Annotated in this window: 28 protein-coding genes and 1 tRNA gene; 16 read left to right on the top strand and 13 right to left on the bottom strand. The window is 71.7% G+C overall.

What is annotated here, in order from left to right; genetic code table 11:
* The first annotated feature begins 32 nt into the window (after positions 1–32).
* From KV394_RS01905 to KV394_RS01890, 4 genes are all read left to right on the top strand, one after another.
* Positions 33–197 carry a hypothetical protein gene (locus KV394_RS01905; protein WP_168387187.1) on the top strand — a complete coding sequence of 55 codons (165 nt, stop codon included), beginning with the start codon at positions 33–35 and terminating at the stop codon, positions 195–197.
* Between the two features lie 56 nt (positions 198–253).
* On the top strand, positions 254–622 hold the full coding sequence (locus KV394_RS01900; protein WP_136044797.1) for a hypothetical protein: 369 nt from the start codon (positions 254–256) through the stop codon (positions 620–622).
* A gap of 173 nt (positions 623–795) precedes the next feature.
* Positions 796–2,424: an MFS transporter gene (locus tag KV394_RS01895; protein WP_372490598.1), complete on the top strand. Its 1,629-nt coding sequence runs from the start codon at positions 796–798 to the stop codon at positions 2,422–2,424.
* Between the two features lies 1 nt (position 2,425).
* Positions 2,426–2,881, top strand: coding sequence for a MarR family winged helix-turn-helix transcriptional regulator (locus KV394_RS01890; RefSeq protein ID WP_136034793.1), 456 nt, complete (start codon positions 2,426–2,428; stop codon positions 2,879–2,881).
* Positions 2,882–2,958: 77 nt separating this feature from the next.
* On the opposite strand, the gene KV394_RS01885 is transcribed toward KV394_RS01890, so the two are convergent.
* Both KV394_RS01885 and KV394_RS01880 read right to left on the bottom strand, forming a co-directional pair.
* Positions 2,959–3,213: a hypothetical protein gene (locus KV394_RS01885; RefSeq protein ID WP_247982151.1), complete on the bottom strand. Its 255-nt coding sequence runs from the start codon at positions 3,211–3,213 to the stop codon at positions 2,959–2,961.
* 529 nt (positions 3,214–3,742) lie between these two features.
* Complete coding sequence (locus KV394_RS01880) at positions 3,743–4,204, bottom strand: hypothetical protein (protein WP_247982150.1); 462 nt, start codon at positions 4,202–4,204, stop codon at positions 3,743–3,745.
* Between the two features lie 191 nt (positions 4,205–4,395).
* On the opposite strand from KV394_RS01880, the gene KV394_RS01875 reads away from it, so the two are divergent.
* Positions 4,396–4,890, top strand: a complete 495-nt coding sequence (locus tag KV394_RS01875) for a MarR family winged helix-turn-helix transcriptional regulator (protein ID WP_136036657.1) — start codon at positions 4,396–4,398, stop codon at positions 4,888–4,890.
* 39 nt (positions 4,891–4,929) lie between these two features.
* Complete coding sequence (locus tag KV394_RS01870) at positions 4,930–6,018, top strand: alkene reductase (protein ID WP_247982149.1); 1,089 nt, start codon at positions 4,930–4,932, stop codon at positions 6,016–6,018.
* 18 nt (positions 6,019–6,036) lie between these two features.
* Here the strand turns inward: KV394_RS01870 and KV394_RS01865 are convergent, their stop codons facing one another.
* Positions 6,037–6,726 (bottom strand): DedA family protein, encoded by a 690-nt coding sequence (locus tag KV394_RS01865; RefSeq protein ID WP_247982148.1) that lies wholly within the window; start codon positions 6,724–6,726, stop codon positions 6,037–6,039.
* 170 nt (positions 6,727–6,896) lie between these two features.
* Between KV394_RS01865 and KV394_RS01860 the strand changes: the two genes are divergently transcribed.
* From KV394_RS01860 to KV394_RS01840, 5 genes are all read left to right on the top strand, one after another.
* Positions 6,897–7,058, top strand: a complete 162-nt coding sequence (locus KV394_RS01860) for a hypothetical protein (RefSeq protein ID WP_247982147.1) — start codon at positions 6,897–6,899, stop codon at positions 7,056–7,058.
* A 31-nt stretch (positions 7,059–7,089) separates the two neighbouring features.
* On the top strand, positions 7,090–8,445 hold the full coding sequence (locus KV394_RS01855) for an aminotransferase class I/II-fold pyridoxal phosphate-dependent enzyme (RefSeq protein ID WP_136034802.1): 1,356 nt from the start codon (positions 7,090–7,092) through the stop codon (positions 8,443–8,445).
* A complete protein-coding gene (locus KV394_RS01850; protein ID WP_136044791.1) occupies positions 8,442–9,674 on the top strand; it encodes an aminotransferase class I/II-fold pyridoxal phosphate-dependent enzyme in 1,233 nt (410 codons plus the stop codon). The genes KV394_RS01855 and KV394_RS01850 overlap by 4 nt, the downstream gene beginning before the upstream one ends.
* Positions 9,675–9,688: 14 nt before the next feature.
* Positions 9,689–9,762: transfer RNA gene (locus tag KV394_RS01845), tRNA-Cys, on the top strand.
* 42 nt (positions 9,763–9,804) lie between these two features.
* A complete protein-coding gene (locus tag KV394_RS01840) occupies positions 9,805–10,917 on the top strand; it encodes a DegT/DnrJ/EryC1/StrS family aminotransferase (RefSeq protein ID WP_247982146.1) in 1,113 nt (370 codons plus the stop codon).
* A 2-nt stretch (positions 10,918–10,919) separates the two neighbouring features.
* Here the strand turns inward: KV394_RS01840 and KV394_RS01835 are convergent, their stop codons facing one another.
* On the bottom strand, positions 10,920–11,771 hold the full coding sequence (locus KV394_RS01835; protein WP_136034807.1) for an AraC family transcriptional regulator: 852 nt from the start codon (positions 11,769–11,771) through the stop codon (positions 10,920–10,922).
* 119 nt (positions 11,772–11,890) lie between these two features.
* Between KV394_RS01835 and KV394_RS01830 the strand changes: the two genes are divergently transcribed.
* Positions 11,891–12,436: a carboxymuconolactone decarboxylase family protein gene (locus KV394_RS01830; RefSeq protein WP_247982145.1), complete on the top strand. Its 546-nt coding sequence runs from the start codon at positions 11,891–11,893 to the stop codon at positions 12,434–12,436.
* Positions 12,437–12,479: 43 nt separating this feature from the next.
* Here the strand turns inward: KV394_RS01830 and KV394_RS01825 are convergent, their stop codons facing one another.
* Together KV394_RS01825 and gabT are read right to left on the bottom strand one after the other, a co-directional pair.
* Positions 12,480–13,199 (bottom strand): glutamine amidotransferase, encoded by a 720-nt coding sequence (locus tag KV394_RS01825; protein ID WP_247982144.1) that lies wholly within the window; start codon positions 13,197–13,199, stop codon positions 12,480–12,482.
* Positions 13,200–13,227: 28 nt separating this feature from the next.
* Positions 13,228–14,571, bottom strand: coding sequence for a 4-aminobutyrate--2-oxoglutarate transaminase (gene gabT / locus KV394_RS01820; RefSeq protein WP_247982143.1), 1,344 nt, complete (start codon positions 14,569–14,571; stop codon positions 13,228–13,230).
* A gap of 76 nt (positions 14,572–14,647) precedes the next feature.
* Here gabT and KV394_RS01815 point away from each other — a divergent pair, with 76 nt between their 5' ends.
* Complete coding sequence (locus tag KV394_RS01815) at positions 14,648–15,427, top strand: YggS family pyridoxal phosphate-dependent enzyme (RefSeq protein ID WP_247982142.1); 780 nt, start codon at positions 14,648–14,650, stop codon at positions 15,425–15,427.
* Here the strand turns inward: KV394_RS01815 and KV394_RS01810 are convergent.
* The 5 genes from KV394_RS01810 to KV394_RS01790 all read right to left on the bottom strand — a co-directional run bounded on the left by KV394_RS01810 (position 15,409) and on the right by KV394_RS01790 (position 19,616).
* Positions 15,409–15,642, bottom strand: coding sequence for a CDGSH iron-sulfur domain-containing protein (locus KV394_RS01810; protein ID WP_136034818.1), 234 nt, complete (start codon positions 15,640–15,642; stop codon positions 15,409–15,411). The genes KV394_RS01815 and KV394_RS01810 overlap by 19 nt on opposite strands.
* Positions 15,639–16,682: an iron-containing redox enzyme family protein gene (locus tag KV394_RS01805; protein ID WP_247982141.1), complete on the bottom strand. Its 1,044-nt coding sequence runs from the start codon at positions 16,680–16,682 to the stop codon at positions 15,639–15,641. The genes KV394_RS01810 and KV394_RS01805 overlap by 4 nt, the downstream gene beginning before the upstream one ends.
* A gap of 130 nt (positions 16,683–16,812) precedes the next feature.
* Entirely contained in the window at positions 16,813–18,228 is a 1,416-nt protein-coding gene (locus KV394_RS01800; RefSeq protein WP_247982140.1) for an MFS transporter, read from the bottom strand.
* A 38-nt stretch (positions 18,229–18,266) separates the two neighbouring features.
* Positions 18,267–19,343: a carboxylate-amine ligase gene (locus KV394_RS01795; RefSeq protein WP_247982139.1), complete on the bottom strand. Its 1,077-nt coding sequence runs from the start codon at positions 19,341–19,343 to the stop codon at positions 18,267–18,269.
* 6 nt (positions 19,344–19,349) lie between these two features.
* Positions 19,350–19,616: a DUF7218 family protein gene (locus KV394_RS01790; protein ID WP_136044783.1), complete on the bottom strand. Its 267-nt coding sequence runs from the start codon at positions 19,614–19,616 to the stop codon at positions 19,350–19,352.
* Positions 19,617–19,737: 121 nt separating this feature from the next.
* Here KV394_RS01790 and KV394_RS01785 point away from each other — a divergent pair, with 121 nt between their 5' ends.
* On the top strand, positions 19,738–19,902 hold the full coding sequence (locus KV394_RS01785) for a hypothetical protein (protein ID WP_017829325.1): 165 nt from the start codon (positions 19,738–19,740) through the stop codon (positions 19,900–19,902).
* A gap of 70 nt (positions 19,903–19,972) precedes the next feature.
* On the opposite strand, the gene KV394_RS01780 is transcribed toward KV394_RS01785, so the two are convergent.
* Positions 19,973–20,179 carry a CsbD family protein gene (locus tag KV394_RS01780; protein WP_136034830.1) on the bottom strand — a complete coding sequence of 69 codons (207 nt, stop codon included), beginning with the start codon at positions 20,177–20,179 and terminating at the stop codon, positions 19,973–19,975.
* A gap of 192 nt (positions 20,180–20,371) precedes the next feature.
* Between KV394_RS01780 and KV394_RS01775 the strand changes: the two genes are divergently transcribed.
* Entirely contained in the window at positions 20,372–20,773 is a 402-nt protein-coding gene (locus KV394_RS01775) for a hypothetical protein (RefSeq protein ID WP_247982138.1), read from the top strand.
* A 19-nt stretch (positions 20,774–20,792) separates the two neighbouring features.
* Here KV394_RS01775 and KV394_RS01770 read toward each other — a convergent pair whose 3' ends face one another.
* The gene (locus tag KV394_RS01770) at positions 20,793–21,140 is read right to left on the bottom strand and encodes a hypothetical protein (protein WP_247982137.1); all 348 of its coding nucleotides are present in this window, start codon (positions 21,138–21,140) and stop codon (positions 20,793–20,795) included.
* A 293-nt stretch (positions 21,141–21,433) separates the two neighbouring features.
* Between KV394_RS01770 and KV394_RS01765 the strand changes: the two genes are divergently transcribed.
* On the top strand, positions 21,434–21,925 hold the full coding sequence (locus KV394_RS01765; RefSeq protein WP_247982136.1) for an FBP domain-containing protein: 492 nt from the start codon (positions 21,434–21,436) through the stop codon (positions 21,923–21,925).
* Positions 21,926–21,952: the final 27 nt, after the last annotated feature.

Here is a 21,952-nt window from a genome sequence, read left to right as displayed (position 1 = left end):
AGCGTCGGGGCACCAGACAGAGGAGGCACGACATGAGTGATCCGCAGAACACGCAGGGCACGCCGGGGGCCGACGAAGAGGCCGACACCGCCTCGGGTGGCGCTCCCGACGAGGGCGGCGAGACGACGGACGAGGTGCTGGAGCGCGAGACCACCGACGACGAGGGGCGCCCGCTCGACAACCCGTCGGGCGGCTGACCCCGCGGGGGCGGCGGGTCAGGATCGGTCCAGGTGGCCCGGGTTACCCTCGGGTCATGCGCCGATTCGCCGTCGTCCCCCTCCTCCTTACCGCCGGGCTCCTCGCGGGCTGCTCGCAGGTCACCCAGGCGGCCGGCGACGCCCTCGGGGTCGATGTGCAGGGCGCGTGCGCCACGATCGACGACGCCTACGCGCAGTACCAGGGTCTGCTCGACCAGGGTGGGGCGACCGCAGAGCAGGCGGATGCCGCGCGCGATCGGCTGGTGGCGACGCTCGACGATCTGGCGGCCGGGATCGACGGCCACCTGGGGGACGTGATCGCCTCGGGTGCCGATCAGATCGATGGACTGGGAGACCTCCAGTCTCCGGAGACGATCCAGGCCGTGGAGCAGTTGCACGAGTCGCTGGGGGCGTTCTGCGGCTGACGCGGACGGGGCACCCGGGATAGTTGCGTTTTCGCAACCATCGGCGTATGGTTGATCTCGATCAACTTTCTACGCAGGAGCGTTCCCCCTTGTCACACACCTCTTCTTCTCCGGCCGACGCCACGCGCTCGGCCCGCGAGGTCTTCACCGCGATCTCCGGCCTCATCGTCGGCATGTTCGTCGCCGTGCTCTCGGGCACCGTGGTGTCGACCTCGATGCCGGTCATCATCGCCGACCTCGGCGGCACGCAGTCCCAGTACACGTGGGTCATCACCGCGAGCCTGCTGGCCACCGCCGTCTCCACCCCGATCTGGGGCAAGCTCGCCGACCTCGTCGACCGCAAGGTGCTTATCCAGATCTCGCTGATCCTCTTCACGGTCGGCACCGTGATCGCCGGGTTCTCCACCGACACGAACATGCTCATCGCCGTGCGGGTGATCCAGGGCATCGGCGTCGGCGGGCTCATGTCGCTGGTCATGATCGCGGTCGCCCTCATCATCTCGCCGCGCGAGCGCGGCAAGTACATGGGCGTCGTCGGCGGGATCATGGCCCTCGGCACCATCGGCGGCCCGCTGCTCGGCGGCGTCATCACCGACGCGTGGGGCTGGCGCGCCAACTTCTTCGTCGGCGTCCCGTTCGCGATCGTCGCGCTCGTGCTGCTGCAGTTCACGCTGCACCTGCCCAAGCCGCAGCGCGACACGAAGGTGTCGATCGACTACTTCGGCATCGTGCTCCTGGCCGTGGGCGTGTCCAGCCTCCTCATCTGGGTGTCGATGGGTGGCAACCAGTTCGACTGGGACTCCTCGACGAGCATCGTGCTCGCCGTGATCGCCGGCGTCGCCATCGCCGGGTTCGTGGCGGTCGAGTTCTTCGTGAAGGAGCCGATCGTGCCGATGTCGCTGTTCCGCAACCGCACGTTCACGCTGTCGGTCATCGCCTCCATCGCGATCGGCGTCTCGATGTTCGCCACCTCGGTGTTCCTCGCGCAGTACTTCCAGCTCGCCCGTGGCGCCACGCCCACCGAGTCCGGCCTCATGACCATCCCGATGATCATCGGGCAGATGGGTGCGTCGATCATCATCGGCCAGCTGGTCAGCCGCTTCGGCAAGTGGAAGGGCTGGATGCTCACGGGCTCCGTGCTCGCCACGGTCGGCGTGAGCCTCATGTCCACGCTGCGCTATGACACCCCGTTCATCCTGGTCGCCGTCTACATGTTCGTGCTCGGGGCCGGCCTCGGCATGGTCATGCAGAACCTCACCCTCATCGTGCAGAACGACACCGATCCGCGTCAGCTCGGCGCCGCGTCGTCGAACGTCAACTTCTTCCGCACGATCGCCGGCACCATCGGCGTGACCGTGATGGGATCGCTGCTCTCCTCGAGCGTCGCGACGTACGTCAAGGACGGGCTCGAGGGCTTCACCCCGTCGAGTCAGGCGGAGGTCGACGCGCTGAAGCACCTCGCCTCGGGCGACGTGCCGAAGGTGGGCCAGCTGCCCGACGCCATCCGCTCCATCGTCGAGAGCGCCTACGGCCACGGCATCGCCGACGCGTTCATCATCGCCATCCCGCTCGCCGTGATCTCGATCATCGCGATCGCGTTCATCAAGAACAAGCCGCTGTCCACCAAGAACGCCGCGGAGCAGCTGCGCGAGCAGGCCGAGGAGTCGGTCATCGAGGTGTCGGAGGCCGAGGTGGGAGCCTCGCTCTCCACGGGCACGATCCGTACCACGCGGGCCGAGCCGGCGACCACCACGGGAACGGTGGGCGTGCTCGAGCGCGAGGATCGGACGCGGGAGCGCTGAGATGATCGCCCCCGACGCGGTCGGCACTGCCGACGTCGACACGGCGCTCAGCGACCTGCAGGCGCACCTCAACCTGATCTTCGCGCGGACCCGGTCGCTGTGGAAGGAATCCGCAGCCCGGGTCCACCCGGAGCTCCCGGTGGCGGGGTACAAGCTGCTCACGTTCATCGACAGGGCCGGGTCGGCCAATGCGCACGAGCTCGCCGAGCGCTTCGACATGGACAAGTCGGTCGTCAGCCGCCAGGTGCGGATGCTCGAGGAGCTGGGGCTGCTGGACTCCCACCCCGACGAGCGTGACGGCCGGCTGCGGGTGCTCACCGCGACCCCGGGGGCGTGCACCGCGCTCGCCGAGGTCCGTCGCGAGTACGGCACCCGGCTGCGGGCCGTGATCGACCAGCTCACGCCGCGCGAGATCGAGGCCGCGTCGAAGGCCTTCCGGCTGCTGTCGGAGGTGTGACGACGCCCGCCGGAAGCCCCGCCACCCCGGAGGTGGCGGGGCTTCGCCGTACACTGGCGGCATGAGGTGTCGTCGGGCTACGGCTCTCGCTCTTCACGCTCGCGATCATCGCGTCGTCGACGCACGTCGGTGGCGAGTTCCCAGAAGAGGAACGCGAAGATCGGGCTCACCGACAGTGCTCCGAGCCATTCGGGCGCGCCGTCATCGCGTATGTAGAGGATGTTCCCGATGACGGCGACGAGGAGCGCCCCGGCGAAGAGCGCCGAGCGTGCGGGCGAGAAAAGCACCCGCATCCGCGTGCGTAGCGATTTTCGGTAGGAGTTCTCCGCCATCGGCATGCGTACGTTCCGTACCAGGGCACCACGATGCTGACCCCGGGAACGTAGGTGAGGAAGCCCTCGAGGCAACGCTTTGGCGTCGAATTCTGTGCCACACCGGCAGTGTCGATGGCGGGCGAGCTCGTGAGTAGGCAGCCAGCCCCGAGGATGGCAGCGCCGGCGGCACCCGCGAGAGCCCCACCGGCGGACGCGCACACCCCGGTCATTCCCGCCGAGCCCCAACCGCCGTTCGCGATGGTGGCCGTCTCTGCGCGGTTCCACCGTACTCGCACCTGTAGCGGCCCCGAGAAGCCCCACTTTGGATCTGCGACGACGGGGAACCTCGCTCCGGCGGTGTCGACTGTCTGCCTCAAAACGCCGTCAGCGAGTGCATACGCGGTCGGCACTGATCGTCCATCCGCGTCGATCGCCCACGCGGGCTCGATCTTGCCGACGACGGTGGCGACCGTGGTGGAAACTGCGTCAAAATCACCCACGGAGGATCGAGTGAGAAGCACGCTGCCGTCCTGAAGAATCTCCCCGTTCACGCCAGGGGCAACCGATAATCGAAGGTGCTGGTCTGAGTCTTGTCCCAGAGCACGGTCGAGATTCGGACGCCGTCGTTGAGCGGTGCCACCGTCACGTCGGGCTGCCCGTCCTTACCCACGTACACAGTGCTGCCGTCAGCGGCGACCACGCCGCTTTCAAGCGAGAGTTGAGTGGGGCTAGAAACGGCATACTCCGAGCCGTCGGGAGTATGGACTGCAATTCCGTCGGAAGCATGGTCGGGGACCGCCACCTCGACCGTCGAGGGTGTCCCGGTGGGTGTGGCACTAGCACCAGCCGCATCTGCGGCCCTCTCAACGAGGGACGAGATGTGATCGGGAGTAGCTGCGTCATGGGTCGGATCGTCGTCGGCGGCCGCTGGCGACGCGATGCTCATCAACCCAACGGTCGACGCGACCACAATCGACGCGGCGGTGAAGGTGCTCTTTCGGTTGATCACCTGATGTCCATCCTCTCAGTCCCGCCGATAAAATGTTACGTGTGACCACCGTGCCACTCATCGCTGCCCGTGTCTGTCCCCCCTACGGTGGACAAGGAGCACGCCACCATCGCGGCACCACCCTGTGTGACGACGCCCGCCCGAAGCCCCGCCACCCCGGAGGTGGCGGGGCTTCGCCGTACACTGGCGGCATGAGTGCCCCGTCCGACCCCGCCCCCGGCGAGGGCGCCGTCGACACCTCCGCGTCGTCGGAGATCGACGTCGATCACGCCGCCGTGGTGCGCGTCGAGCACGAGCTCGGGCGACTGATCGCCCGCATCCGCGTCGCCTGGCGCGAGGCCGCGGTGACGGTGCACCCCGAGCTGCAGCCGCTCGGCTATCAGGTGCTCACCTCGATCCTGTCGGGCAAGGCGGCGACGGCGGGTGCCCTCATCGAGCGGCTCCAGACCGACAAGTCCGCCGTCAGCCGGCAGGTGCGGCAGCTCGAACAGCTCGGACTCGTGGAGAGCATTCCCGACCCGGAGGACCGCCGTGCCCGTCGGCTCGTGGCGACGCCCCTCGCGCAGGAGCGGGTGGCACTCGCGCGTTCCCGCTACGAGGGGCGGATCGGCGAACGACTGCGGAAGTGGTCGACCGCCGACCTCGACCACTTCGCGACCCTGCTGGCCGACCTCGGCGGCGGCTGAGCGGGAATACCGCGGGCGCTGCGGGGATTGGTCCCCACTGTGACTCTTTACGACCCCGCCATCCTCGGCGCCCTGCCGCTGTCCAACCGCGTCGTCATGGCGCCCCTCACGCGCACCCGCGCCGACGCCGACGGCGTGCCGACGCCGGTCATGGAGGAGTACTACCGCCAGCGGGCCGGGCAGGGCCTCATCGTCTCCGAGGGCACCTGGCCCGCCCGTGAGGGCATGTCCTACCCGGGTCAGCCGGGCATCGTCACCCCCGCCCAGATCGAGGGGTGGCGTCGCATCACCGACGCCGTCCACGCGGCCGGCGGCACGATCGTGATGCAGCTCATGCACGGCGGACGCGTCGGGCACCCCGCCATCTCGGGTGAGCCGCGCGTCGTGGGGCCGAGCGCCCTCGCCGCCCCGGGCCAGACCCGGACGCCGGAGGGAAAGCGCGACCTTCCCGTCGCGCACGCGCTCACGCTCGACGAGATCCCCGTGGTCGTGGAGCAGTTCGCGCAGGCCGCGCGCAACGCGATCGCCGCGGGCTTCGACGGGGTCGAGGTGCACGGCGCGAACGGCTACCTGGTGCACGAGTTCCTGTCGCCGGTGTCGAACGTGCGCGACGACCGCTACGGCGGGTCGCCCGAGAACCGCGCGCGCTTCGCGATCGAGGTCACGGCGGCCGTCGCGGCCGCGGTCGGCGCGGACCGCACGGGTATCCGCCTGTCGCCGCAGCACGGCATCCAGGGTGTTCTGGAAGACGACGCGGATGACGTGCGGGCCACCTACACCGCGGTCGCCGAGGGGCTCGCGCCGCTCGGCCTCGCGTTCCTCGACGTGCTCCACGCCGAGCCGTCGGGCGACCTCGTGCAGCACCTCCGCCGGGTGGCGGGCGCGCCGCTGATCGTCAACACGGGCTTCGGCGTGCCCACCACGCGGGAGTCCGCGGAGGAGCTGGTGGCGGAGGGGTGGGCCGACGCGGTCGCGGCGGGCCGCCCGGTGATCGCGAACCCCGACCTGGTGGAGCGCTGGCGCACCCGCGCGGAGCTGAACGAGCCGCGTCCTGAGCTCTTCTACGGCTCCACGGCCGAGGGGTACGCGGACTACCCGTCGCTCGAGGGCGTGCGCTCCGGGAACTGACGGCGGGAGGGGTCGGCGTCAGGCCGGCCCCTCCTCCTGCTCGCGCCGCGCGGCCGCCTCGCGCATCCGCCGCCGGATGCGCAGCGCGATGAAGACCACGAGCAGCACAACGATGGCGCCGACCGCGATGTCGGAGAGCAGGCCGCTCCACTGCTCCAGGATCGGGCGGATCGCGGGGCCGAACGCGAAGCCCAGGCCGATCCAGATGCCGTTCCACACCGCCGACCCGATGGTCGTGTAGAGCGTGAAGCGCCACAGGGCCATGCGCTCGATGCCGGCCGGGATGGAGATGAAGGAGCGCACCAGCGGCACGCACCGGCCGAGCAGCACCGCGCGGCCACCCCACCGCTGGAAGAACGCCTCCGCCTTGTCGAAGTCGTCGTGGTCGAGCAGGGGGATGCGACCGACGAGGCGTCGTGTGCGGTCCCGGCCGATCGCGGCACCGATCGCGTACCAGATCCAGGCCCCGACGAGACCGCCGATCGTGGCGGCCGCCCAGGCGCCCCACGCGCTCATGCGTCCGTCGTACGCGAGGAAGCCGGCGGCGGGGAGGATCGCCTCCGAGGGGATCGGCGGCACGAAGGTCTCGATGAGCACGGCCAGCCCGACGCCGATCTCGCCGAGCGACTCGATCAGGCTGAGGACCCAGCCGATGAAGCCCTCGTATCCGGACTGGGGGGCGGCGAGGGCGAGGGTGCCGTGGGTCATCGTGTCCTCTGTCGGGGGATCGCGGTGATCGTGCGGGGGTCCCCTGCACGGTATCGCCCCTCCCTGGGCTCCACCTGCGCGGGTGCCGCACGCTCGCGCGTCCTGTCAAGGTGCTGGTGCGCGCAGGTCCGGTCGGCCGATGCTTGGACATCCGACCCCGAGGAGGAGACATGTCCGATCAGCGACGCGATGAGACGACCGGGTTCCACGGTGAACCGCCGACGGCGAACAACGGCGAGGGCGACGCCCCGGAGGTCGACGTCACCGACCTCGGTGAGGAGGAGCGGGAGGACGGCGTGGAGGTGGACGACCGCCCTTTAGCCCGACTTTGACATAGGTCAATATCTGGCCTACGGTCGAGGCATGGCCTCGGAAGACTCGCGCGATCCCCTCCACGACCGGATCGCCGGGTCGACCGCCGCTGAGATCTCCGACAGCATCCGCGACCTCGTCGAGCGCGGCGCCCTCGCCGCCGGCGACCAGCTGCCTCCCGTGCGCACCCTCGCCGAGCGCCTCGGCGTCAACCGCAACACGGTGCTGGCGGCCTACCGGGCCCTCGTCGTCGCGCGCATCGCGGCCACCGGCGGGCGCACCGGCACCACCGTGCTCGGCCCGGGGACCGGTCCCGACGAGGGTTTCACGCCGGGCACCGTGCTGCGCGACATCGGCAGCGGCAACCCGCAGGCGGCGCTGCTTCCCGACCTCGCCGCGGCGTTCGCGACCGTGCGCCCGGAGCACGTGCTGTACGGCGAGTCCGTCATCGACCCCGAGCTCGCCGAATGGGCGACCACGTGGATCGCCGAAGACCACCCGCGCCCGTTCCGGCTCTCGGTCACGGCGGGGGCGGTCGACGCGGTCGAGCGGCTCCTCGCCCAGACGCTCGTGCAGGGTGACCGCGTCGGGCTGGAGGACCCGTGCTTCCTCTCCAGCATCCAGACCGCGCGGCTCGCGGGGTACGCCCCCGTCGCCATCCCGGTCGACGCCGAGGGGATGACGGTCGACGGCGTGCGCGCGGCCCTCGACAGCGGGGTGCGCGCGATCGTCTGCACGCCCCGCGCACACAACCCGACGGGCGCGAGCATCACCCCCGCGCGCGCGGCCGAACTGCGCGCCGTGCTCGCCCCCTACCCGCACGTGCTGCTGATCGAGGACGACCACTTCTCGCTGCTCGCCCCCACGCCCTACGCCAGCATCATCGCCCCCACCCATGAGCGCTGGGCCCTGGTCCGTTCGGTGTCGAAGTTCCTCGGACCCGACCTGCGTCTCGCTGTCACGGCGTCCGACCCGGTCACGGCCGGACGCCTGGCCCTGCGACTGAGCCCCGGCACGATGTGGGTCAGTCACGTGATGCAGCGTCTCGCCGCCGGCATGCTGCGCGATGCCGATGTGCGGGAGCAGATCGCCAGGGCCGGCGCGCACTACGCCGCCCGCCACGCCGACTTCGTCGCACTGCTGCGCGAGCGCGGGATCGCGGCCGACGACGGGGCCGGGCTCAACGTGTGGCTCGACGCGCACGACGATGCCGCGCGCGCGGCCGAACGTCTCGCCGCGCGCGGCTGGCTCGTGCGCTCGGGAGCAGACTTCGCGCTCGAGCACGGGGGGCCGGGCGCCCGCCACCTCCGCCTCACGGTGCACGACCTCGACGACGACGACCTGCAGCGCCTGGCCGACGATGTCGCGGCGGTCGTCACGGTCGCGGGGCGGGAGTCCGCGGGATGACCGGGGTGCTGCGCGTCGGGCGCTCGTCGCGGCTCGACGGCGTGCAGTACGACCTGCGCGGCACGGTGGCCGCGCGGGCCGCGGAGCTCGAGGCCCGCGGCGAGGAGATCCTGCGGCTCAACATCGGCAACCCCGCGCCCTTCGGGTTCGAGGTGCCGACGGTGATCGTGGAGGCGCTGCGGGCCGCCCTGCCGCACGCGCACGGATACTCCGAGTCGCTCGGCCTGGTCGAGACCAGGGAGGCGATCGCGGCGCACTACGCCCGGCGCACGGGCTTCCCGCGGGTGGACCTCGACGACGTCACGGTGGGCAACGGCGTCTCCGAGCTGGTCGGCCTCGTGCTGCAGGCGCTGCTCGAACCCGGTGACGAGGTGCTCGTGCCGAGTCCGGACTACCCGCTGTGGACGGCGTCCACGGTGCTCGCAGGGGGCACCGCGGTGCACTACCCCTGCGTCGAGGAGGAGGGCTGGCTGCCCGACCTCGACGCGATGGCCGCGCTGATCGGCCCGCGCACGGTGGCCATCGTGGTCATCACCCCGAACAACCCCACGGGCGCGGTGTACGACCGGCGCACGCTGGAGGGCATCGCCGAGCTGGCGCGACGGCACGGGCTCCTGCTGCTGTCCGACGAGATCTACGACCGGGTCGTCTATCCCGGGCACGCGCACCTGTCGATGGCGGCGGTCGCGTCGGATCAGCCGTGCGTGACGTTCGCGGGACTGTCCAAGACCCATCGCGTCGCCGGGTACCGCGCCGCGTGGGCGGTGACCTGCGGCTTCGCGCCCGACGACCCGTTCCTGTCCGGACTGCGGCTGCTGGCCTCGCTGCGCATGTGCGCCTCCGTGCCGGCGCAGCACGCGATCACCGCGGCACTGGAGCACGACACCTCGCTCGACGCCCTGGTCGCCGCCGACGGCAGGCTCACGGTGCAGCGCGACGCCGCCACCGCCGCGTTGCGGGCGATCCCCGGTGTCGAGGTGACGGAGGCGGGCGGCGGGCTCTACCTCTTCCCGCGGCTGGACCCCGCGCGCTACCCGGTGCTCGACGACGAGCGTCTGGTGCTCGACCTGCTCGACGCGGAAGGGATCCTCCTGGCGCACGGCCGCGGGTTCCACTGGCCGCGGCCCGACCACCTGCGGATCGCGTTCCTGCCGGAGGCGCCGGTGCTGGTGGATGCACTGCGGCGCTTCGGCGGGTTCCTCCAGGGCTACTCTCCGCCGGGGAGCTGACGCCGTAGAGACCCGGTGGAGTGACCGAGTGGCCAGGTCGCGGTCCGCAAGACCGTGTACGCAGGTTCGATTCCTGCCTCCACCTCCAGACCGGCTCGCCCGAGCCGACCAGACGACGAAGGACACCGCCATGCACGACCAGCTCATCCCCGCCGCGAAACCCCTGATCGGCGATGAGGAGGTGGCTGCGGTCGAGCGGGTGCTGCGCAGCGGCATGCTCGCGCAGGGCGCCGAGGTCGCGGCGTTCGAGGAGGAGTTCGCCGCCCAGTTCCTCCGCGGGCGCACGACCGTGGCCGTGAACTCCGGGACGAGCGGGCAGCTGCTGGGACTGATCGCGGCGGGCGTCGGGCCGGGGGATGAGGTGATCGTGCCGTCGTTCACGTTCGCCGCCGTCGCGAACTCGGTCGTGCTCGCCGGCGCCACCCCGGTGTTCGCCGACATCGAGCCCGTGCACTTCACGCTCGACCCGGAGCACGTGCGCGCACTCGTCACTCCGCGCACGAAGGGCGTCATGCCGGTGCATCTGTACGGCCACCCGTTCCTGGTCGACGGGATCGAAGAGGTCGCCGCCGCGCACGGCCTCGCGATCTTCGAAGACGCCGCGCAGGCGCACGGCGCGTCGTGGCGGGGTCGCCCTGCCGGCACGATCGGGTCGTTCGCGATGTTCAGCCTGTACCCCACGAAGAACATGACGGCGATCGAGGGCGGCATGGTCGCCTGTGCGGACGAGGGCACCGCCCGCCGTGTGCGACTTCTGCGCAATCAGGGCATGGAGACGCAGTACGCCAACGAGATCGTCGGCTACAACAACCGCATGAGCGAGGTGCACGCGGCGGTGGGCCGGGTGCAGCTGCGCAAGGTCGCGGCCTGGACGGCGCAGCGGCAGCGCAACGCGGCCGTGCTCGACGCCGCGCTCGACGGCATCGACGGGCTCACCGTGCCGCGGGTCGCGGAGGGGGCGGAGCACGTGTACCACCAGTACACCGTGCGCATCGCGGAGGGGGAGCGCGACCGCGTGCGCGAGGCGCTGCGCGAGGAGCACGGCGTGGGCACGGGCGTGTACTACCCGATCCCGAACCACCGACTGCCGTCTCTCACGCGCTACGCGCAGGGCGTGGAGCTGCCGGAGACCGAGCGGGCCGCGGCCGAGGTGCTGTCGATCCCCGTGCACCCCTCGCTCACGGACGGCGAACTCGACCGCGTCGTCTCCGGACTCACCGCCACGATGTCGGCGGGCGGCTGAGGCTACGCGGCGAGACCCAGCCACGCACGCGGCGAGTGGCCGAGACGCTGCGTGAACACCCGGGAGAACGCGGAGGCGCTCGCGTAGCCGAGCTCCGCGGCGACCGCGCTGACCGTCATGCCCGCGCGGAGCTGTTCCTGCGCGATCGTGAGCCGCCACTCGGTGAGGTAGTCGCCCGGCGCCCGGCCGACGACCTCTTTGAAGCGGGCCGCGAAGGCGCTGCGCGACAGGGCGGCGCGGCGGGCGAGGGCCTCCAGCGTCCAGGCCTCTCCGGGGGCCTCGTGCATCGCGACCAGGGCGGGGGCGAGCCGCTCGTCGGCGAGGCCCGGCAGCAGCCCGGGCGGCAGGGCGAGGCCGTCGGGGTGGTCGAGCATCCACCGCAGCAGTTGGATCAGCACGACCTCGAAGAGGCGGTCGGCGAGCAGCGGGCGACCGCAGCGGACGTTGTCGACCTCGGCGAACAGCAGGTCGAGCGCGGGGGAGAGGGTGGCGACCTCGTCGAGGGGCAGCACGATCACGGGCGGCAGCGTGCGGACGAGGGGGTGGGTGGCGCCACCGTCGACGTCGATCGTGGCGCACGCGAAGTCGGATTCCGCGGTCGGGGCGTTGAGGAACGTATGGTCGAGCGGGCGGGGGAAGAACAGCAGGCTCGGGCGGGTGATGCGCTCGCGCGCACGGCCGCCGTCGACGCGCGGATACGTCAGCTCCAGTTCGCCGCGGCGCAGCACGTGCAGGAACCCCTGTCCTCGGCTCGCCGCGAACTCCGTGGTGCCGCACAGGGGCCCGGTGTGGAAGAGCCGCGTGCGCACGCGGAACCGATCGAGCAGGGGTGTGAGGCGGTCGAGGGGTGGCACCTCTCCATTCTCTGGACGATCTGCGGTGAATGCAAGACCGGATGATGCGTATCGTCCGGAGGATTCGAGAAGACTGAGGGCGGGTCGACACCCGGCCCGATCGAACAAAGGAGCATCCCGTGCCCAACGTCCCTCTCATCGACCGTGACGCCGCCACCGGACCCGTCAAGGACCAGCTCGACCAGATCGGTGCCGCGTTCGGCGCCGTCCCCGCCATGTTCCGGGCCGTGGCGAACTCCCCGGCCGCGCTGACCAGCATGTGGAGCGCGTTCGGCGCCTACGGGGGCGGTTCGCTCGGAGCCGCGCTCAGCGAGCAGATCGCGGTGGCCGTCGCCAACCGCAACTCGTGCGGCTACTGCCTCGCGGCGCACACCGCGCTGGGCAAGAAGGCCGGGCTCTCCGCCGACGCGCTCGCCGCGGCGCAGGAGGGCACCTCGGAGGACCCGCGCACCGCGGCCCTGCTGACCTTCGCGCTCGCGGTGGTCGAGCAGCGCGGGCAGGTGAGCTCCGCCGAGGTCGACGCCGTGCGCGCCCAGGGCTGGAGCGACGAGGAGATCGTCGAGACGATCGGCCAGGTGGCGCTCAACCTGTTCACGAACTACGTGAACCTCGCGCTCGACGTGCCGATCGACTTCCCGACGGTGCCGCTGCATCGCGCCGCGTGACGATACGGGAAGGGGCCGGATCCGCGGGGGATCCGGCCCCTTCTCAGTGCGCGGGCTCGACCTCGTCGAGCCAGGTTCCGATCGCCGTACGCGCGCGGTGCTCGAGTCGGGGGCCGTGCGCGGCCGCCTGTCTCCGGATCGAGCGGGGGTCGATGCCGCGGTGGTGCAGCTCGTGCGCATGGCCGATCAGCCAGCGCTCGATCGTACGGTGGTCGGCTTCGACGTGGAACTGCAGCCCGAGTGCACGGCCCCGCGAGAACGCCTGGTGCGGGAAGCCGGGCGTGCGGGCGAGGTGGCGCGCGCCCGGGGGGATCTCGAAGGCGTCGCCGTGCCAGTGCAGCACGGGCTCGCCGTCCAGCGCTGACAGCGGTGAGGTGCGCCCGTCCAGCGTGAGGTCCACGGGCGCGTACCCGATCTCGACGCCGCCCGTCGGGGCGACCCGAGCCCCCAGCGCCTCGGCGAGCACCTGGGCGCCGAGGCAGATCCCGAGCGTGGGACGGTCCGCCGCGAGTCGTGCCGACAGGGCGTCCTTCGTGGGGGCGAGGAACGGGTAGCGGTCGTCGTCGTACACGCCGATGGGGCCGCCGAGCACCACCACCAGATCAGCCGAGGCGACCTCGGCCCGGTCGAGTTCGTCGACGCCGGCGTCGTGATACCGGACGCGGTAGCCGCGCTCCTCCAGCAGCGGCGCGAGGATGCCGAGGTCTTCGAACGCGACATGGCGCAGGGCGAGGGCGGTGCGCGTGGGGGTCGATGCGCTCATGGGTCTCCTGGTCGGGTGGGAGTCGCGGTCAGCCGAGTGCGGCGAGGGCGTCGTCGATCACGCTCACCGCCGTGTCGAGCTGCGCGTCGGTCGTGGTGAGCGTGGGGAGGAAACGGATGACGTTGCCGTCGCTGCCCGCGGTGAGGAGCAGGATGCCTCGCTGCGCGGCGAACTCCGCGATGGCCGTCGCGGCACCCGCGAGGGGCCGGGTGGTGCCGGGCTCGCTCAGCTCGAACGCCTGCATCGCCCCGATCCCGCGGACGTCGCCGATGATCCGGTGGCGCGACGCCAGCTCGGTCAGCCGGGCCCGCAGGTGCGCGCCGATGCGGGCCGCGTCGGCGAAGAACTCGCCCTCCGCGAGCTCGTCGAACACCGCGACGGCCGCGGCGATCGACACGGGGTTGCCGCCGAACGTGCCGCCGAGTCCGCCGGGGTCCGGTGCGTCCATGATCTCGGCGCGGCCGGTCACTCCCGCGAGCGGCAGTCCGGCCGCGATGCCCTTCGCGGTGAGCACGAGGTCGGGCACGAGGCCGAAGTGCTCGCTTGCGAACCAGGTGCCCGTGCGGCCCAGGCCGGTCTGGATCTCGTCGGCGATGAAGACCACGCCGTGGCGCGTGCACCACTCCTGCAGCGCGGGCAGGTAGCCGTCGGCGGGCACGACGAAGCCGCCCTCGCCCTGGATGGGTTCGGCGATGACGGCGGCGAGGTCGCCCGCGCCGATCCGCTGCTCGAGGTAGCCGATCGTGCGGGCCGCCGCCTCGGCGCCGCTCAGGCCGTCGCGGTACGGGTAGGAGTTGGGGACGCGGTGCACATCGGGCGCGAACGGGCCGAAGCCCGCCCCGTACGGCACGGCCCGGTGGTTCATCGCGAGCGCCAGGTTCGTGCGGCCGTGGAACGCGTGATCGAGAGCGGCGACGGCGCGGCGGCCGGTGTGCCTGCGGGCGATCTTCACGGCGTTCTCGACGGCCTCGGCGCCGGAGTTCGCGAGCATCGTGCGCTTCTCGTGGTCGCCGGGGGTGTGCGCGGCGAGCAGCTCCGCGAGGTGCACGTAGCCCTCGTAGGGGGTGACCGTGAAGAGGGTGTGGGTGACGCGGTCGAGCTGATCCGCCGCCGCGGTGACCGCCGCGCGGTTGGTGTGCCCGATCGTGGTCACGCCGATGCCGCTGCCCAGGTCGAGGAAGCGGTTGCCGTCGACGTCGGTGACCCACGGACCGTCGGCGTGCTCGATGTAGACCGGCAGCACGCTGCCGACGCCGCGGGGCACGACGCGCAGGCGCCTCTCGTGCAGCGCGCGACTGCGGGGGCCGGGCACCTCGGTGCGCAGGCGCGGGGTGATCAGGGCGGTGTCGGAGAACAGGCCGGGCACGGTCATGGGCGGACTCCTTCGGAGGGAGGGCGACGGCCGGCGGGCGCGCGGCGTGACTCGAAGCTATGTTAGATTTTGGCCTATGTCAAAGTCAGTCGACGAGGAGAACACCTCCGCCCGCTACCCCACGGCCACCACCGTCGCCGACTTCCGAGCCAACGTCGCCGCCGTCCGGGCGCGCATCGACGCCGCCGCCGACCGCGCCGGGCGCGATGCCGCGAGCGTGCGGCTGCTGCCGGTCAGCAAGACTGTGCCGACCGAGCGGCTGCGCATCGCGATCGACTCCGGGCTGCGGCTCCTCGGCGAGAACAAGGTGCAGGAGGCCGTGCGCAAGCACCGTGAGACGGAAGACCTCGACGTCTCGTGGGCGATCATCGGACACCTGCAGACCAACAAGGCGCGCGATGTCGCCGCGTTCGCGCACGAGTTCCAGGCACTCGACCGGCTCCGGGTCGCCGAGGCGCTGGACCGAAGGCTGCAGGCGGCCGGTCGCGGTCTCGACGTGTTCGTGCAGGTGAACACCTCCGCGGAGGACTCGAAGTTCGGCATGCCGCCCGCGGAGCTGTCCGGGTTCCTGAAGGCACTGCCGGTGTACTCGTCGCTGCGGGTGCGCGGGCTCATGACGCTCGCGATCCTCACCCCGGACGAGACCAGGGTGCGCGCGTGCTTCCGCGTGCTGCGCGAGCTCCGCGACCGCGCCAAGGCGGACGATCCCGACCTGATCGGCGACGGGGAGCTGTCGATGGGGATGTCGGGCGACTACGAGATCGCGGTCGAGGAGGGGGCGACGTGCGTGCGGGTCGGGCAGGCGATCTTCGGCGCGCGCGCCCTGCCCGACAGCTACTACTGGCCGGAGGGCTGACGCGGCCCCTCGTCGTCGGTCCGGAAGCCGGCCGCCTTGTGAGTGCCGTCGCAGAACGGCTTCACGGCGGACAGGCCGCAGCGGCACAGCGCGACCGTGCGCCGGCCGGGGTCGATCAGCGCGCCGTCCGCGGACCGCAGCTCGATGTCGCCGCGGACGAGCAGGGGCCCGTCCGGGTAGGGGGTGACGGTGACCGGCTCGTCGCGCCCGCTCATGACGACTCCCGCCCGCGCAGCGCCGAGGCGCCGGCCGCCCAGGCGTCGAGCATGTGCTGTCCCGCCCAGCCGTCCACGGTGAGGCACGCGGCGGCCCCGAACACGACGTCGCCGAGCACCTCGGGGCGATCCTCCGCCAGGCTGCCGGCGAGGTCGCGCGCGGCGATCTGCTCGTGCACCGCGTCGGCCTCCACGTGCTCGTCGAAGTAGGCGGCCACCTCGTCGGTGAAGCCGAGGCGCCGCAGCCCGTCCGCGTAGAAGCGGCACGGGATCGACGACGTCATCTCGTACGCGGCGAGGTGCCCGACGATCGCGCCGACCAGCCGGCGGTTGAGCCCGAACAGGGTCATCAGATTGTGCGAGGCGAGCGTGATCGCGGGGGCGTCGTCGACGTAGGCGCCGTACGTGTCGTCGAGGTCGGCGGCCCGCATGGCCCTGGCGTACAGCTCCGCGTGCACGCGCTGCGGCCGGCCGCCGCCGTACTCGTCCGACTGGATCTCGACGAGGGCCGCCTTCGCCCGACCGGTCAGACGCGGGATCGCCCACGAGTGCGGGTCGGCTTCGCGCAGCGTGTAGATCGAGCGGAGGATCAGCGACTCCTCCGCCTGCTCCCGCGTGGCCTTCTTGGCGATGTAGCGCGCCACGCTCGGTCCGGTGTCGGCGGCGGCGAGCGCGAACAGGGCCCGGCCCACCGCGTCGACCGTCGGCTCGGGCAGCTCCGGCACCGGCACGGTCTCGCGCAGGGCCGCCTCGAACGCGTCTTCCAGGAGGCGCCGGGCGGTGATGACGCCCGCGTCCCACTCCCGCGATGCGTCGAGCGCGGGAAGCGATCCGTACGACGACGCGTACAGCACGAACAGGGCGAGCTGGATGTCGTCGTCGCGGACGACGTCGGTGGTCTCGGCCACGGCGGTCGCCGCGAGCTCCGGCAGGTCGACGCTGTCGTCGCCGTGGACGAGGCAGGACAGCACGGCGGCCGACAGCGGGCCGCGCGGGGAGAATCCGACGGCGGTGTCGGTGTCGAGGGTGGAGACGGTCATGTGGAGGGGCTCCCATCGGATCGATCACCGGCATCATCGCGCGGGCGCGCGAACGGAGCCAGGGACTTGACGCCGAGCCGTCGGGGAGGCATGCAGCGACCGCGCTCCTGCGCGCGGACGTCTCGTGCTCTCAGCCGCGACCGGGGACGGGCGGGGCCGGAGCCGGGGCGCCCTCCGCGGAGGCCGTCGGGTCTTCGGACGGGTTGCGACGGATGCCGATCCACGACACCACGCCGCCCAGCACCAGGAGCGCGGCCGTGACCCAGGCGGCGCTGTGGAAACCGTCGAGGTCGAGGGCGCCGCCGACGATCGTCGACAGCATCGCCACCACCAGGAGCCCGGCCACGCGCGAGACCGCGTTGTTCACGGCCGAGGCGATGCCCGAGTGGTTCTCGTCGATCGCGCCGAGGATCGCGGCCGTCAGCGGAGCGACCGTGAGCGAGAGGCCCAGCCCCATCACGACCATGGCGGGAAGCACCTGCCACCAGTAGTCGAACTCGGCGGACACGGTCAGCAGCATCAGCGCACCGGCCGCCATGATCAGCGGACCGATCGTCATGAAGATGCGCGGACCCCAGCGCCCCGCCCACCCTCCCGCGCGCGAGCTCACCAGGATCATGAGGATCGTCATCGGCAGGCTCGCGAGACCCGCGGCGGTGGCACTGAGCCCGGCGCCCTGCTGCAGGTACACCCCGACCACGAAGCCGTTGAGCGAGAGCGCGGCGTACACGAACAGCGTCGCGAGGTTGCCCCAGCCGAAGTCGCGCACGCGGAACAGCCACAGCGGCATGAGCGGGGCGGCCGAGCGGCGCTGGCGCAGCAGGAACGCCGCGAACAGGGCGGCGCCCGCGACTGCGGGGACCCAGATCGCGGGCGAGCCCCATCCGAGGTTCGGCTGCTCGATCAGGGCGAACACGACCGCACCGAGTCCCACGGCGCACAGCGCACCGCTCCACCAGTCCACCCCGACGCCGCGGGGCCGCTCGGGCAGCTGGAGTCGAGCCAGCAGCAGCAGCGTCACGCCGATGGGCAGCACGTTGATGAGGAACACGAACCGCCACGACAGGAAGTCGACGAACAGCCCGCCCAGCAGCGGCCCGACCAGCTGCGCCGCGGTCGTGAAGGCCGTCCAGACGCCGATGGCCCTCGCCTGCACGTCGCCGCGCATCGTGGCCGTGATCAGTGCCAGGGAGCTCGGCACGAGCAGGGCGCCCGCCGCTCCCTGGGCCGCGCGGGCGACGATCAGCATGAGCGGGTCGACCGCCGCGGCGACCGCGATCGACGCGATGCCGAACGCGATCAGGCCGATGCGCATGACCACCACCCGGCCATACGCGTCGGACAGCGACCCCGCCAGCAGGATCAGCGCGCTCAAAGTGATGAGGTAGGCGTCGACCACCCACTGCTGCGTGGTGATGCCGCCGCCGAGCTCACGGCTGATGGCGGGCAGCGCGACGTTCACCACCGTGCCGTCGAGGAAGGTCACGAAGGACGCGAGCACCGCGATCGCGATGACGAGCCGCTGGAGGGGGGCGAAGGAGGCCACGAGCCGACCCTACTCCCGGCCGCGGACGCCGGGGCGGGTCAGGCCGACGCGGTCTCCGTCCCCGCGCGGAGCAGTTCCGTGAGCCCCTCGCGACCGCCGTCGCGGTAGGCGGTCCGCTGCCGCTCGGCGCCGGTTCCCTCCGCGCGCAGGCGTCCCAGGGCCTCATCGACCGCGGCCTCGTCGCCGAGCTGCTGCAGCACCGGGCGGATCTCGGCGAGCAGGCCCTCCGCGACCGCCCACGCGTCGGCGACCTCGCCCGACAGCGGGTCGACGATGCGTGCGCCCATCCCGGCCCGCGCCGCCGTCCACACCGACGCGTCCAGGGCGTCGATGCGTTCCTCGGCCAGCCGCTGCTCGGTGCTCAGCGCGATCGCCCGGCACAGCAGCGCCGACAGCACGGCATCGTCGGCGGTGAGCTGCGCGTCGGCGATCCGTGCCTCGACGGTGGGGTATCGCTCGGACAGCCGCACCGCCCACGACAACGAGCTGGCCTCGCCGATCGTGCCCAGGGCGAGCAGTTGCCCGACCCGGGCGCGGTAGTCGTCGAGGTCGTGGAACCGCGGCGGGCACCACGATGAGGGCAGTCGCCGGATGAGCATGCTCCGCCAGCTCGCGAAGCCCGCGTCGAGGCCGTGGGCGAACGGGCTGTTGGCGCTCAGCGCGAGCAGCAGCGGGAGCCAGCCGCGCAGGCGGTTGAGCGCGCGCACCTGTTCCTCCTCGTCGAGCACCTCGACGTGCACGTGCAGGCCGTTCACCTCGTGCTCGCGGGTCAGGTGCGCGAGCCGCCGGGCCACGTCGTCGTAGTGCGGTGACGGGGAGAGCCGGGGCGAGCGCGCGGTGGTGAACGGGCTCCCGGTCGGGGCGGCCACCGCGTGGAGGGCGCGTGCGTGCTCGCCCAGCAGGCTGCGCAGGCCACGCAACTGGCGCCGCGCCGCCTCCGCGGTCGACACCGGCTCGGTGAGGCACTCGAGCTGCGACGCCAGGTACTCCGTGGTCACCCGCCCGGTCAGCGGGCGGTCGCCGATGCGCTCCAGGACGTCGCCGGACAGGCCGACGGGCAGCAGCGAGTTCTCATCGAGCAGGAGGAACTCCTCCTCGATCCCGAAGCGCGCCATCCCGCCTCAGTGGTCGCGCAGAGCGGAGATGAGCTCCGCCTTGCGCTTCCCGCTGTAGCCGGTCAGTCCGATCTCCTTGGCCCGCTTGCGCAGTTCGGCGACCGTCCAGTCCTCGTAGTCGCCGTGCTTCCCGCCCCGGCGGCCGACCGTGCTGCGGCCGTCCCTGGCGGCGGCGTTGGAGATGCGTGCGGCCTTCTCCTTCGAGGCTCCGTCGTCCCGGAGCTCTTCGTACAGCTCCGGGTCCTTCAGGGAGTTGTTGCGTGCTCCTGGCATTGCTCTGCTCCTTCGCGCACTCGGAGGGTGGAAGTCAACCCCCTCGAACGAGGGTGTCCGTGCGGTCTAGCGTGAGGGCACCGCAGTCGGGCGCCCGCGCCCCCAGAGAAGGGAAAGACCGATGAACATCCTCCTGATCATCGTCATCGTCATCGCCGTGATCCTCGCGATCACCGGAGGACTGGTGCAGTCGCTCCAGTTCCTGCTGTGGGTCGGTCTGGTGCTCCTGGCTATCGCCGTGATCGCCTGGCTGATCCGAGCGATCAGCGGCAGCCGCAAGGTCTGACCCGTATGCGGAGGGGGAGGCTCGCCGGTCCGGCGGGCCTCCCCCTCTTCATGGGATCAGCGGGGCGGGATCAGCGGTCGAACGCGTCCCGGACGCTGTCGCCGGCCTTGCCTGCGGCGTCCTTCACGTTCTCGCCGGCCTGCTTGGCGTCAGCCTTCACCTGATCCGCCTGGCCCTCGGCCTCGAGCTTCTCGTTGTCGGTGAGCTTGCCCACGCCCTCCTTGACCTTCCCGCCCAGCTTCTCGGCGGAGTTCTTCATGTCGTCTGCGCCACTCATGTGGGGCTCCTCTCCTCGGCGGATCGATTGCTCTCCGAGCCTCGCATCGGCCGCGACGAGGGTCCACGGGATTGACAATCGCTCCCTGCCGTGTCAGCGTTCCGCCCCCATCGACGCGAGCCCCCGCAGCGGCTAGCCTGGCGCCAGGCGGGTGGTCCTGCCCGCTGTCCTCGACGAAGGGAGCGGAGCCCGATGGACGCGACGATGATGGGCGCGATGTCGAAGAGCGTGGAGTCCATGCCCGACATGGCGATGATGGACATGGCGGTGCTGCAGGCCTGCATGGACGCGTGCGCCGCGTGCGAGCAGGCGTGCACCGTGTGCTCGACGCAGCTGATGGACTGCGCGCCCGCGTGCATGAACTGCGCCGACATGTGCCACACGATGATGCGGTCGATGCTGCGGATGCAGGGCATGACCCCCGCGACGATGATGGCGATGCTCGACGCGTGCATCGCCATGTGCCAGATGTGCATGGACGAGTGCATGCAGCACGCCGATCACAGCGACGTCTGCCGCCTCTGCGCGCAGGCATGCCAGGCGTGCATGAACGCGTGCATGGCCGTGCGCGACATGATGATGGCGAGCGCCTGACGCGGCAGGACGGTCGCCGTCAGATGGTGGCGACGTTGAAGCGCGCGTCTCCCACGGCCAGCACGCCGTAGGGGAGGTGGAGGGCGACGGGGGTGCCGACGGCCGCTTCGAGCGCGGCGCCGGAGCCGTTCCACAGGGCGTGCGCGGTGCCGTCGAGGGTGCGCACGACCAGGTCGCCGGTCACCGGATCGGCGGACTCGACCAGCGCGTCCGCCCAGTCGGCGGGCGTGGCGGCGGCCAGGCGGGCCTGGATCAGGTGCAGCGCGTGTCCCGGTGCGATCGAGGAGCAGCGGCCACCCGCGCGGCACATGCACGTCGCACGCTCGCTCACCTCGAGGGGTGACAGGCGGTGGGGCGACGTGGACACGGTGATCTCTTTCGGTTCGGCGTTCCGGCGACAGTAGGCGGCGCGGGCGGCGGGACGCGAGGGCGGGCGACATCGGGCGAAACAATCGGGTGTAGGCTCGCCGGGTGCTGTCGTCGATGAGCGCCCTCGGGGCGCGGAGCGGAGCCGCAGGCGCGTTCAGCGCCGCGGGCAGAGGCTGAGGACCGGCCGGAGGCGGAACCCCCGTCCCCGGTGCTGCACCGTACCCGGCTCCTGTCCGGGGTCCTCCATCCGACCCGAATCGCCGCACGGCGACCGTCCGAAAGCACACTCCCATGCGTCCCCTCGACGAGCGCGACATCCGCGCCTCCTTCCTCAACGCCTCCCGCAAGGAGGTCTCCGACCTCACCCTGCCGCCCGGTTTCGCCGACATCGACTTCGATCGGCTCGATTTCCTCGGCTGGACCGACCCCAAGCAGCCCCGTCGCGCCTACGTCGTGACCTGGGTCGACGACGCCCCGGTGGGCGTGCTGCTGCAGCGCGCCGAACAGCGGGTGCTCGCCCGCGCCCAGTGCTCGTGGTGCGAAGACGTGACCCTCCGCAACGACGTGCAGCTGTTCGTCGCCCGCAAGGCCGGTGCGGCCGGACGCAAGGGCGACTCGGTCGGCGTGCTGGCCTGCGCCGGGTTCGAGTGCAACCGCTCGGTGCGGATGCTGCCGCCCCTCGCGTACCAGGGCTACGACCGGGAGCTCGCGCGAAACCTGCGGATCGTCCGGCTGCAGGAGCACGTCACCGGGTTCCTGGCCGAGGTGGCCGGGACCGCCTGAGGCCGTGGGTGGCGGGCCGGTGCGTCC

This window comes from Microbacterium sufflavum, assembly GCF_023101165.1.
Classification (GTDB): domain Bacteria; phylum Actinomycetota; class Actinomycetes; order Actinomycetales; family Microbacteriaceae; genus Microbacterium; species Microbacterium sufflavum.
The sequence above is the reverse complement of the archived record's forward strand: the minus strand, read 5'-3'. Positions and strand labels throughout refer to the sequence as shown.